General features: G+C 74.1%; 9 protein-coding genes. 1 reads left to right on the forward strand and 8 read right to left on the reverse strand.

Translation table 11 applies throughout. The features are described 5' to 3' along the window. Nucleotides 1–57: 57 nt before the first annotated feature. Both NPS70_RS25865 and NPS70_RS25870 read right to left on the reverse strand, forming a co-directional pair. A complete protein-coding gene (locus tag NPS70_RS25865; protein WP_256526834.1) occupies nt 58–729 on the reverse strand; it encodes a response regulator transcription factor in 672 nt (223 codons plus the stop codon). Then, the gene (locus tag NPS70_RS25870) at nt 719–1,987 is read right to left on the reverse strand and encodes a histidine kinase (RefSeq protein WP_256526835.1); all 1,269 of its coding nucleotides are present in this window, start codon (nt 1,985–1,987) and stop codon (nt 719–721) included. The genes NPS70_RS25865 and NPS70_RS25870 overlap by 11 nt, the downstream gene beginning before the upstream one ends. Before the next feature lie 234 nt (nt 1,988–2,221). On the opposite strand from NPS70_RS25870, the gene NPS70_RS25875 reads away from it, so the two are divergent. Continuing rightward, entirely contained in the window at nt 2,222–3,442 is a 1,221-nt protein-coding gene (locus tag NPS70_RS25875) for a DUF418 domain-containing protein (RefSeq protein ID WP_256526836.1), read from the forward strand. A gap of 80 nt (nt 3,443–3,522) precedes the next feature. On the opposite strand, the gene NPS70_RS25880 is transcribed toward NPS70_RS25875, so the two are convergent. The 6 genes from NPS70_RS25880 to fabI form a co-directional block, all read right to left on the reverse strand. Continuing rightward, the gene (locus NPS70_RS25880) at nt 3,523–5,979 is read right to left on the reverse strand and encodes a penicillin acylase family protein (protein WP_256526837.1); all 2,457 of its coding nucleotides are present in this window, start codon (nt 5,977–5,979) and stop codon (nt 3,523–3,525) included. 102 nt (nt 5,980–6,081) lie between these two features. Continuing rightward, nucleotides 6,082–7,896 carry an ABC transporter ATP-binding protein gene (locus NPS70_RS25885; RefSeq protein ID WP_305886360.1) on the reverse strand — a complete coding sequence of 605 codons (1,815 nt, stop codon included), beginning with the start codon at nt 7,894–7,896 and terminating at the stop codon, nt 6,082–6,084. Continuing rightward, complete coding sequence (locus tag NPS70_RS25890) at nt 7,893–9,662, reverse strand: thiamine pyrophosphate-binding protein (RefSeq protein ID WP_256526838.1); 1,770 nt, start codon at nt 9,660–9,662, stop codon at nt 7,893–7,895. Before NPS70_RS25890 ends, NPS70_RS25885 begins: the two co-directional genes overlap by 4 nt. Then, on the reverse strand, nt 9,659–10,597 hold the full coding sequence (locus NPS70_RS25895) for a hypothetical protein (protein ID WP_256526839.1): 939 nt from the start codon (nt 10,595–10,597) through the stop codon (nt 9,659–9,661). The genes NPS70_RS25890 and NPS70_RS25895 overlap by 4 nt, the downstream gene beginning before the upstream one ends. Beyond that, the gene (idi, locus tag NPS70_RS25900) at nt 10,598–11,176 is read right to left on the reverse strand and encodes an isopentenyl-diphosphate Delta-isomerase (RefSeq protein WP_256526840.1); all 579 of its coding nucleotides are present in this window, start codon (nt 11,174–11,176) and stop codon (nt 10,598–10,600) included. 93 nt (nt 11,177–11,269) lie between these two features. Further along, nucleotides 11,270–12,070 (reverse strand): enoyl-ACP reductase FabI, encoded by an 801-nt coding sequence (gene fabI / locus NPS70_RS25905; RefSeq protein ID WP_256526871.1) that lies wholly within the window; start codon nt 12,068–12,070, stop codon nt 11,270–11,272.

Here is a 12,070-nt window from a genome sequence, read left to right on the forward strand (position 1 = left end):
CCGCACCACCCTGCCGGGTCCGGGCTCACCGGGCCCGGGCCTCGGCGGGCCGCGGCACTAGGGTGCGGGACGGCCGCCGCCGTGGCCGCGCTCCTGGACGAGGATGGCGGCCTGGACGCGGGAGCGCAGGCCCAGCTTGGCCAGGATGTGCGAGACGTGGGACTTCACGGTGGTCTCGCTGATGTAGAGCCGTTTGGCGATCTGCTGGTTGGACAGGCCCTCGCCCAGGCAGTCGAAGACGTCCCGCTCGCGCTCGGTGAGCTGCTCCAGCCCCTTGGGCGGGACCTGCGGCCGGGGCTCCACGGCGGTGGGGGTACCGGCGAACTGCGAGATCACCCGCCGGGTCACCTGGGGCGCGAGGACACCGTCCCCCTGCGCCACCAGCCGGACCGCCTCCACCAGCTGCAGCGCCTCGACGGACTTGATCAGGAAGCCCGCGGCCCCGGCGCGCAGGGCGGCGTAGACGTACTCGTCCAGGTCGAAGGTCGTCAGGATGAGGACCTGGCAGACGCCCTCCTCGGCGAGGACCCGGGTGGCCTCGATGCCGCCGCCGGGCATGCGGATGTCCATCAGCACCACGTCGGGCCGGAGCCGCCGCGCCAGTCTCACCGCGCTGCCGCCGTCCGTGGCCTCGCCGACCACCTCGATGTCCTCCGCCCGGTCCAGTACGAGCACCAGCCCGGCCCGCACCGCGGCGTGGTCGTCGGCGACGAGAACCCTAATACTCATGCTCCCTCTCCTCTCCCAGCGGGAGTACCGCGTGGACCCGCCAGCGGTTGCCGACCGGTCGTGCCGAGACCGTCCCCCCGATGGCGGCCGCCCGCTCGCGCATGTTGAGCAGGCCGATACCGGCGCCGGGCAGGGCGGATGCCTGGCCTCCGGTCAGCTCGTTGAGGACCTCGACGTGGAGGTCGCCGCCCTCGGGGCACACCGTGACCCAGGCGCGCCCTCCGGTGGCGTGCTTGACGGCGTTGGTCAGCGCCTCCTGGACGATCCGGTAGGCCGCCAGGTCGACGGAGGCCGGCAGCCCGGCGGGCAGGCGGACGGTCACGGGGGCGCCGTCCTCGGCCCCGGTGCCGGGGCGCGGGGGGTCCTCACTCCCGTCGGCGGCTCCGGGACGGCCCGGCCCCGCGGTCTCCGCGGCTCCCGGGGCGCCCCCGGTCACGGCGACGTCCAGCCCGGCGGCGCGTGCCGAGTCGAGCAGGAGGTCGAGTTCGGCCAGCCGGGCGGGGGCGGTGTAGGAGACCTGCTCGCCGTCCCCGTTCTGGCCGCGGAGCAGTTCGATCATGGCGCGCATCTCCCTGAGGGCGTCGACGCTGATCTGCCTGATGGTGCGCAGGACGTCGTCGACGGCCGCCCGGTCCTCGCGCAGGGAACCCGCCGCGCCCGACTGGATGGCTATGGCGGACAGGTGACCGGCGATCACGTCGTGCAGCTCCCTGGCCATCCGGGCCCGCTCCTCGGCCACGGCCGTGCGGCGGTCGAGTTCGGCGATCCGGGCCTGCTGCTCGGCACGCAACCGCTCCGCCTCCGCCGTGTCCCGCTCCTGGCGCACGGTCATGGCCCACCACACCGGCACGAACAGGATGGTGATCATCAGCATGATCAGCAGGACGGCGACCTGCCAGTCGCCCGTGACCGTGAAGAGCACCGTCGTGATCGCGACCATCAGCGCGATGACGGTGTAGATCAGCAGGCGGCTGGCACGCCGGGAGGCGTGGAGGGTGGCACTGTAGAGCAGCTCCGACACCACCAGGAGCATGGAGATGCTGAAGCCCATCAGCACGTCGATCGTGGCGAAGAACAGGCCGGCGCCCAGGGCGTACATCGGCAGGGTCCTGCGCACCAGAACGGCGAGGCAGGCACCGGAGAGCGGGATCAGCCGCCAGGCGAGGGGGACCTGCCAGGGCGCGAGCGTGTGCACCTCTCGGAAGAAGGGGTACCACCCGGCCGCGTAGAGCACCGAGCCCAGCACGAACAGCCCCACGGCCGGCAGGACGTCCTTCCGGTGGAAGCGAAAGGATCGCTTCCGTAAACCCCCGAGTTCCAGCATCTGGTCATGAAAGCACAGGTGGTGGGGACATTCGGGACGGAAGCGACCGCCCCGAAAGCATCTCCTCCGAAGGTCGGAGGACGCGGTCGTGCGCCTCCTCGAAGTGATGACGTGCGCCCCTTCCAACCGACGACGACACCGCGGCCTGCCTCCGGCGACGCTGTGGCCATGAACCCGACCAGCAGGCACGCCCCCGCCCCGCCCGCGCAGGAGACGGGCCCGCCCGCGCCGCAGTCCGGGGCCGCGGGCCGGCGCATCGACGTCCTGGACATCCTCCGGGGCGTCGCGATCATCGGCACGCTCGGCACCAACATCTGGCTGTTCACCCACCCGCTGGGCCCGCCGAGCATCTTCTTCCGGTTACCCGAGGCCGACAGCGCGGGCGGTGCCGTGGAGGTCGTGCTGCGCTGGCTGGCCAACGGCAAGTTCCTGGCGCTGCTCACCATCCTGTTCGGTGTCGGGCTGGAGTTGCAGTACCGGTCCGCCCGGCGCCGGGGAAGGCCCTGGCCCGGCTGGTACCTGTGGCGGACGGCGCTGCTGTTCCTCGAAGGGGCACTCCACTTCGTGCTCGTCTTCGAGTTCGACGCCCTCATCGGCTATGCGTTCACCTCCCTGATCGTCGTCTGGCTGGTCGGCCGCAGCGACCGCTGCGTGCGCGCCTGGATCATCGCCATGGGCGCGCTCCACCTGGTCCTGGTCGGCGCCCTCACGGCCGCCCTGGTCGCCACGGGGACCGGGTCCGACGCCACGCTCGGGCATCCGGACGTCTACGCGGTGGGCTCCTACGCGGACCAGGTGGGGCTGCGGCTGAGCCGCTTCCTCCTCTACCGCATCGAAGCGGTCTTCGTGATCCCGATGGGCGTCGTGCTCTTCCTCCTCGGCTCACGCCTCCTGCGGGCCGGCGTCTTCGAGAAGAGCGAGCGCGGGGCCCGGATCCGGGGCCGGCTGATGGTCGTCGGGCTGGGTGTCGGGGCGCCGCTGAACCTGGTGACCGCCTTCGCCGGCCCGGGCTGGTTCCTCGTGGACCGCTATCTGCTGCCGCCGCTGGTCGCCTTCGGCCTGCTGGGGCTGGTCACCACGCTGGCGCACCGGGCGACCGGCGAGCACGGCCTGCTCAGGCGCGGGGTGACGGCGGTCGGCCGCAGCGCCCTGTCCTGCTACGTGTTCCAGAACCTGGCGGCCTCGGCGCTCTGCTACGGCTGGGGGCTGGGGCTGGCCGCGGAGCTGGACTGGGCGCGGCCGTGGTGGCCGGTGCTCGCCTGGGCGGCGATCGTCTCCTCGTTCCTGGTGCTGGCGCCGCTGTGGTTGCGGAGGTTCAGCAGGGGACCGGTCGAACTCGTGTGGAACTGGGCCTACCTGGCGCCGCAGCGCCTGGGCCGCGGATCGTGACGGCGGTCGCCCGGACGCCCGGGGGTGCCGCCCCCGGGCGCATCGGTGGGGCCCGCCGAGGCGGACCCCACCGACCGGGGTCAGGGCATCCGCAGCTCCACGGTGCGCAGTTGCGGGGACGCCTCGATCTCGCTCTCGCAGAACCGGCCCTTGACCATGCGCCCCTCGGCGTACAGCTCGGTCTGGTCCGCGTAGTACGGCGAGGTCCGGTCGCCGGACTGCGAAGAGGCGAGCAGCCGCACGACGTCGGGGCATGCGCCGTCGGTGAAGGAGACGACCTGCACGAAGCTGGGACCGTACACGACCTTCCCGTAGCCCTTGGCCGCGTCCCAGGCGTGGATCTGGACGTTGATCGGGCCGAGCAGCGACGGTCCGCCGTGGGTCGGCAGCTTCCTGCCGCCCCGGACCACGTACTGGTGCTCGCCAAGGGGCGCGTCCGGGGCGATGCCGAGCCGGTTCAGCTCCTCGACGGCATCGCCGAAGGCCGTGGGCACGTCGGGGTCGCCGGTGTCCAGGTCCCGCGGGGTGTTCACCGGGTCGGCCGGGTCGAACGGGGTGCGCCAGGACGGTCCGCCGCGCTCCGCCAGCTTCGTCCAGAACCGGGTGAACAGGAGTGCTCCCCGGCTGGTCGTCAGGAAGCGCTCGTCCCAGTTCGACAGCGCACGGCAGGCGGGCCCGGCGTCGACGGGGTCTCCGCCGGACGTCGGAGCCCGGCCGCCGGGCAGGGCGGCGCACATCCGCGCGGTGTCGTCCGCGGCAAGTTCCGCGATCTTGCTCCGGTTGGCGAAGAGGAGGTCCTGCATGGTCTGCCGGCTGAAGCCGCGCCCGGGCAGCCCGTCCGTCCCGGCCATCCGCTCCCGGAGCGCGGTGAGGCTCATCCGGGTACGCGGGGTGCGCTCCGTGCCGGTGCTGCCGACGATCCGCGGGAAGCCGGTCAGCGGCCGGTCGGGGTGGGTCAGCCACGCGCTGTCGTTGGAGTTCGCCACGTAGTCCCCGCGGCGCAGCACGGGCAGCTCACCCGGTCCGAGCAGTCCCGGCACCACCGCGTCGGCGCTGCTGCCCCAGGCGCAGTCGGTCCTGGAACCGTCCAGGACCGCGAGCCCGGTGCCCGGGAAGATCGATGCGCCGAGCGGGGTGCTGCAGCGCTCCGCCAGTTCGTCGGTGATGTGCGGGACCGCATGGACGCCCGAGAACAGCGTCCGGCCGGCCCTGTCGGCCGCCACCGTGTTCACCCAGGGCATGCCCTGGGTGCGGACGAGGGCGTCCTGGACGTCCTCGGTGCTCTGCGCGCGGTTCAGGTCGAACCAGGTGTTCAGTCCGCGCAGATTGCCCTCGTTGGCGTCCCGCAGGGCGTACGCCGTCTTCGCGGTCCACTCCGTGGGCAGCCCGAACGCGGCGCCCAGTACCGGGCCGTACCGGCTGGAGTACAGGGTCCGCTGCACGGTGGTGGCGGCACCACCGGCACCGCGCACCGGGACCCGCACCGTGCGCCGCGTCATCCGTTCCGGCACGCCGTCGACGAGGTAGGTCCCCGGGTCGCCGGAGGCGAGGTCGAGCTCGTAGAGGCCCAGCGGGACGGCGGCGGAGACGGTGTGGCCCCAGGCCGCGTTCCGGGTGTGGCCGGAGCGGATCAGGGGGATGCCCAGCGGTGCCGCGCCGGAGACGTCCATCCGCCCCGGTACCGTCAGTTGGGCCTCCCACAGCCGCATGGCGCCGGTCCACGGGAAGTGCGGGTTGTTCAGCAGCAGCCCGCGCCCGTTCCGCGACTGCTCGGCCCCCACCGCGAACGCGTTGCTGCCCATGCCCTCCGTCTCGTGCAGGGCCTTCTTCACCGATGCCACGGCCGCCTTCGCGTCCCCGCGCGGCGCGTCCCGCTCCGTTCGCCCCGCCTGTCCGGGTGCGGGCGGCCGGGCGTTCACGATCGCGTCGATCGCCCGGCCGCTGCCGCCGGAGATGCCGAGCGCGTGGAACTGGCGGTACACGTCCATCTCGGTGATGGGCCGCAGCCAGGCCGCGCCCCGGCACTCCGGGTCGGTGACGCCGTCGTCCCCGGTCTGCCGCAGGTAGCGGTTGTAGCCGGTGACGTACCCGCGCACGATGTCCCTGACCTCGGCCCGCGGGCCGATCGGGGCGGGCTCGGCCAGGGCGTGCTCCACCACCTGGGAGTCGATGACCTGCTGGTGGAAGAGATCGCTGTCGAGGTTCGAGCCCGCGGGGCCGTAGGCGCCCGCGGGACCGTCGGGCCCCAGGTACAGCGAGCGCCGGGCGCCCACCGTGAGGTAGATGTCCGCCAGCAGGCACAGGTTGTCCTGTGCCGCCGCGTAGCCGATGCCGTGGCCGAGCCCGGTGTAGTCGTCCGCCTTGATGTGCGGGACTCCGTGCTCGGTGTAGCGGATCGTCACCGACGGCCCCCCGGAGGACGTCGCTTCCGCGGTCCGGGCCTCCGCCGTGGCGGGCAGTGCGCTCGCCACGAGCCCCCATACGGTCGCCAGGACCGCCGTTCGGCCGAGTCGGCGCCGCCACGTCGTCCGTTTCATCGCTTCCCCCATGTTCGTGCGACACGGCTCGCCCCGCGTCGAGTGGCGGAGCAGGCCCGGTCGCGTGCGTGTGCGTGTGCGTGTGCCGCGCGGTGCGGCTTCCTATCCGGTGAGGCCCGGTGTGGCCAGGTCCTCGACGTCCACGAGTCCCTGATGGGCGGCGAGCCCGCGGTAGAGCGGGCTGTCGCGCAGCAGCGACGCGTGGGTGCCTTCGGCCGTCACCCTCCCGTCGGCCAGGACGATGATCCGGTCGCAGTCCACGAGGGGCGCGAGACGGTGCGCGACCATGACCGTGGTGTGTCCGGCGGCCCGGCGGGACCGCAGGAGCCGCAGGAGCCTGGACTCGGTCTCCGAGTCGAGGCTCGACGTGGGTTCGTCGAGCAGCAGCAGCTCGTGGTCGTGGAGCAGGGCCCTGGCCCAGGCCAGACGCTGCCGCTGCCCGCCGGACAGCACGATGCCCGCGTCGCCCAGGTCCCGGTCCAGGCCGTCCGGGTGGTCGAGCAGTTCGCCCAGCTCCACGTCCCCGAGCACGGAGCGCAGTTCCTCGTCGGAGGCGCCGGGCGCCCCGAGCCGCAGGTTCTCCCGCAGGGACCCGGCGAACACCGGGGCGCCCTGCTCGACCATCGACAGACGCGACCGCACCGCTTCGTGCGACAGCTCCCCGACGTCCCTGCCGTCCACCCGGATCGTGCCGGACCCGTGCTCGTAGAAGCGCGCGATGAGCGCCAGGACCGTCGACTTGCCGCCTCCGGAGGGGCCCACGACGGCCGTGCAGGACCCCCGGGCCACCGTGAACGTCGCTCCGCCGAGCACGGGCGGACCCCCCTCGTACCGGAAGCCGACGTCACGGAACTCGACCATGCACGGGGTGACCGCGGGCTCGCCCCCGCCGTCGGCCGGCACCCGAACGCCGGCCTCCCGGCCCGCACCCGCGCGCTCCTGCTCCGTCGGGATCTCCAGCACCTCACCCGCGCGGTCGGCCGCCGCCAGCCCGACCTGGACCGTGGTGAGCGCCCGGGTCGCCTGGTTGAGGGGGAGCACGATGCTGAACAGGTAGAGCAGGAAGGCGACCAGGTCGCCGAGGGCCATGCTGCCCGAGGAGACCCGGTACCCGCCGACGAGGAGCACCATGAACACGGCGATCTGGATGGCGGTGGTGACGGCGGGCTGTACGACGGCCTCCCGGCGCGACAGCCTCAGCCCGGCCCGGTAGGCGTCACCGGCCCGGCGCGCGACCCGCTCGTACTCCCGCTCGGTGGCGTCGAACACACGGATGGTGCGCACCCCTTGGAGGGCCCGCTCGAACTCGGCCGTCATCCGCCCGACGTGCTCCTGGGCGGTGCGGCTGATCCCCCGCAGCGAGGCCATGAGCGTCCACAGGGCGACGGCCGCGAGCAGCACCGAGGACAGCGTGATGGCCAGGAGCAGCGGGTCGATCAGCGCCAGCACGGTGATCGAGCCGATGCCCAGCAGCACGGCGGAGACGATGTCGAAGACTCCGTTGCTGATCACGGAGCGCAGCAGCGAGGTGTCGGTGCTGAGCCGGGAGATCAGATCGCCGAGGCGGCGCCGGTCGTACTCGACGATGGGCAGCCGCAGCAGCCGGCGCACGAGGGCCAGCCGGGTGTCGACGACGACGCCTTCGGCCAGCCGCTTGAGCAGGTACACCTGCGCCCCGGTGAGCACGGCCTCGGCGAGGGTGACGGCGGCGAGCAGGACCACGGGCGCGAGGAGCGCCCGCTGCTGCTCGGCGCCGGAGACGATGTCCCGCACGATCAGGGGCTGGAGCAGCGGGACCACCGGGGCGAGCAGGGAGGCCGCGCAGCCCAGGAGGACCAGGTGCCGGCGGCCGTTGTCGCGGTCCCAGGCCAGTCGCCGGAGGGTGCGCAGCCCGGAGGCGGGCCGCTCGCGCCTCATGTGTGCTCCCCGGGTCCCGCTCCGGTACCGCTGCCCCCCGCGTTCGCGGCGGGAGCCTGCCGCAGACTGGCGTGGATCTCGGGTTCCGAGGCCGCTCCGGCGACCGGCGGCCAGTCGTCGGCCGCGCACGGCACGCGCACCACCGCCACCCGGCCCTCCCGGGCCGCCGCCAGCGCGGCGGCGAGCGACCCGGCCGTATCCGCGGGCTCGTTGACCACCCAGGCGGCCACGCCGTGCTCCGGCTCAGGCCGCACGGGGGCACCGGCCGCGAACAGGTGCGGCCGGCCGCCGAGGTTGTCCACCATCCGTTGCAGCCACCCGTAGCCGCCGTTGTCCAGCACCACGTAGGTGACGGCGATCCCCTCCCGGACCAGGGTCGGCAGTTCGACCCGCAGGAGGTCGAAGGCGCCGTCTCCGACGATCGCCACGACGGGTGCGCCGGGAGCCGCGAGCTTGGCCCCGGCAGCCGCGGCGGCTCCGTAGCCGAGCGTGGTCTGCTCGGAGGGGACCACGCTGCGTGCGCCCTCGGGAAGGGTCAGGACCGGGTACAGGTACGACCAGATGTCCATGAGCCCGTTCTCGTGCACGACCACGCTGCCGGGCTGGAGGAGGCGGGAGAGTTCACGCACGACGGACTTCACCCGGACCCGGTCCGCGGGCAGTTCGGGGTGGGCGGGTGAGGCGGCCCAGGACCTCAGGCGCTCGCGGGAGGCCGTGATCCGGGACAGCCAGCCGGCGTCGGCCTCCCGGTGCGCGAGGGCTGCCGCCCACTGCTCCGCCGCGGCCGCGGCCTCGCCGAGGACGAGCGGTCCGGGCCGGTCGTAGGAGAACTCCCCCGCCTCGACGTTGACCTGGCAGACCGGCACGCCGTCGGGCAGTCCCTCGGTGGCGGTCTCCTCCAGCCGGGACCCCAGCGCCACCACGACGTCGCAGTCGCCGAGGAGCTCCCGCACCGGCGGCAGGGCGTACAAGCCGGCGAGTCCGCAGTACAGCGGATGGGACTCGGCCACGCCGCCCCGGCCGCTCGCCGTGACCAGCAGGGCGGCGCCCAGCGCCTCGGCGAGGCGCTCGGCCGCGCCCTCCGCGCGCAGCCCGCCGCCCGCGACGACCACGGGCCGCCGGGCCCGCGCCACCTCGGCCGGGAGGTCCGGTGCCGTGTACCGGCCGGGCACCGGCGGCCCGGCGTCCAGCAGGGCCCGCTCCACGGAGACCGGCTCCGCAGCGAAGCCGTCGGGTATCTCCAGGAAGACCGGCCCCCGGGGCGCCTGCGCGACGAGCGCGGCGGCTCTGCGCAGCGCGGGCAGCAGCCGGCCGGTGTGGGTGACCCGTCCCGCCCACTTGGTCACCGGCGCGGCGAGCGCGAGCTGGGGCGCCTCCTGGAAGGCGCGGGCGCCGTCGGACTCGATCGCGGTGCCGCCCGCCAGCAGCAGCACGGGGCTGCATCCGCTGGCCGCCTCCAGCAGCCCCCCGACCGCGTTCGCGACAGCGGGCCCCTTGCCCACCACGCAGACGCCGATGCGCCCCGAGGTCAGGGCGTACCCGGACGCCATGTGCACGGCCATGCGCTGGTCCCGGCACCACACCAGCCGGATGCCCGCGCGTTCGAAGGCGCCCACGACGAGCACGTCGTCTCCGGGGAGCCCGAACACGGTGTCCACACCGCGGCAGGCGAGGAAGGCGGCCACGAGGTCCCAGGCCCCGTCGAAGGCGGCGGGGGCGGGCGTGCCGGAGGAGGCGGGGCGGTCGGTCGGTCGCTGCTCGTTCATGTGGTGTCGCCAGGGGTGTCGAGGAGCCGCCAGTACGGCTCGAACGGAGTGGGGGTGCCGTGCAGCAGCCTGCTGCGCAGGTTGCCGAGGAGGGTGCGGCGGGGCCGGTGCGCCACCAGCTTCAGGCGGCGTGCCTCGGTGTCCGAGGCGGGCCGCCCGAGGAGCACCCGTGCGGCCCGGAGGGTGCGCGGGGACACGCGGGAGAGCCCGGCCGCCGTCTCGTGCAGCAGCTCGCTGCCCATCCGGTCGAGCCGGCGCCTCCCCTCGGTTTCGCCCCAGCGCCGCACGGCCAGGCCGTAGGTGTTGAAGGTGCCCGCGGCGGCGTCCTCCCGGATGCTCCCGAGGTCGTCCTCCAGGTCGACGAACGCCATCAGCGGGCCGGTGAGCGCGCCGAGTTCACGCGCCCACGGCCTGCCCGTGAGTGCGGCCGCCACGGTGACGAAGGCCCTGATGTCGGAGCACCGGAGCCTCACCGCCCGGGCCAGGTCCTCCTCGTCGAAGGAGTCGGCCGAGGCGAGCAGTCGGGTTTCGAGCGCGAAGTACTCCTCCAGGCGCACCAGATGCCCCTCGACGGTCGCGTCGAGCAGGCCCATGGTCTTGAGGACCGTCCGGAAGTGCGCCGACCACCACGGGTCGGGCCGCTCGGCGCCGGAGAGCTGGTGGGCCTCGTAGGCCCAGTCCGCTTCGTAGACCACGGCCCAGAGGTGGTGGAACAGCGGTGACACGAGGGCCCGGTCGGCGTCGCCGTAGCCCAGTGCGCGGAACACCGGGGCGAGCGAGCGGTAGACCTTGGCGCCCTTGACGTCGGCTGCCAGCGTGGTGCGCGGTGTCAGCCAGGCGGGACCGGTGGCCTCCTCGGAGGTGCCGTGCACGAGATGGGCCAGTGCGGGCACCCGGGCGGGTGCGGGCAGCCCGCCGAGCAGTCGGGGCGGCATCTAGGCGCTTCCCTTCCGCAGCCGGCAGGTCGCGTCCACGACCTGCCGCAGCCACGGCGTGTACGAGGCCGCGCGCGGCCCGTCGAGGTCCCGCAGGATCTCGGCCGGCGCTCGCCAGGCGACCTCCGATGCCTCGTCGGGGTCGACGGCCGGGGCGTCGCCCTCGAAGCGGCCCACGAGCACGTGGTCGTACTCGTGCTCGACGTAGCCGCTGCCCGGGTCCTCGGCGCGGTAGACGAAGGTGCCCGCCGGGGACAGGGCACCCGCCCTGATGCCGAGTTCCTCGGCCAGCCGGACCCGGGCGGCGTCGGCCGGAGCCTCACCCGGGGCGGGGTGTCCGCAGCAGGTGTTGGACCACAGGCCGGGGAACCGCCGCTTTGTGCCGGCCCGCCGCTGGAGCAGCGCCTCGCCGCGGCCGTTGACGAGCATGACGGAGAACGCGCGGTGCAGGAGCCCGCCGGCCCGGGTGTGCGCCTCGTGCACCGTCGCCGTGAGGCCGGTCGCCCGGCCCTGCGTGTCGACGCGTTCGACCCGGAGCCCCTCCCGGCTCTCCTGGCTGTTGCTGGCTGAGCTGAGCATGCGCGCTCCTCGTGTCGTGCGTGTCCGTGCGGCCCGGGCGGGGTGCCCGGGCGGGGTGCCGGCGCTCGGCGCCGGCGGTGTCGTGCGCCGGTGTCAGGGCCCGGCGATGTGGTAGCCGCCGTCCGCCCACACGACGGAGCCGCTGGTCACCGGCATCCAGTCCGACAGGACGGCGCAGCAGGTCCTGGCGACGGCGGCCACGTCCCGGTCGTCCCAGCCCAGCGGCGCGTGCTCGGCCCAGTGGGCCGAGTCGAAGCCCGGGACGGAGGTGGCGGCGACCGTCCGCAGCGGCCCGGCGGCGACCAGGTTCACCCGGATCCGCTCCGGCCCCAGCTGCCGGGCGAGATAGCGCGCGACCGACTCCAGCGCCGCCTTCGACACGCCCATCCAGTTGTAGCCCTCCCAGGCGCGCTGCCCGTCGAAGTCGAGGCCGACGATCGAGGCGCCCCCGGCGAGCAGGCCCCGGCAGGCGTGGGTCAGCGACGCCAGCGAGTACGCCGACACCTCCAGCGAACGCGCCACGTCCGGCCAGGGCGCGGCCGCGAAGTCCTCGTCGAAGCAGGCGGGTGAGCCGTGGGCGACGGAGTGCACGATGCCGTCCAGGCCGTCCGTGTGCTCCCCCACCGCGGCGGCGAGCCGGTCCCGGTGGGCCGTGTCGGTGACGTCCAGCTCGATCACGGGTACGGGCTCGGGCAGCCGGGCGCAGACGCGCTCGACCAGCGAGAGGCGCCCGAAGGCGGTGGCGATCACCTGGGCACCGGCGCGCTGGGCCTGCTCCGCGACGTGGTAGGCGATCGAGTTGGGGGTGAGGATCCCCGTGACCAGCAGCCGCTTTCCGGCCAGGAGACCCGGACCGCTCGCGGTCGCGTCCACCGGGTGCTTCACCTCGGGCAT

This window comes from Streptomyces sp. C10-9-1, from assembly GCF_024497955.1.
Lineage (GTDB): Bacteria > Actinomycetota > Actinomycetes > Streptomycetales > Streptomycetaceae > Streptomyces > Streptomyces sanyensis.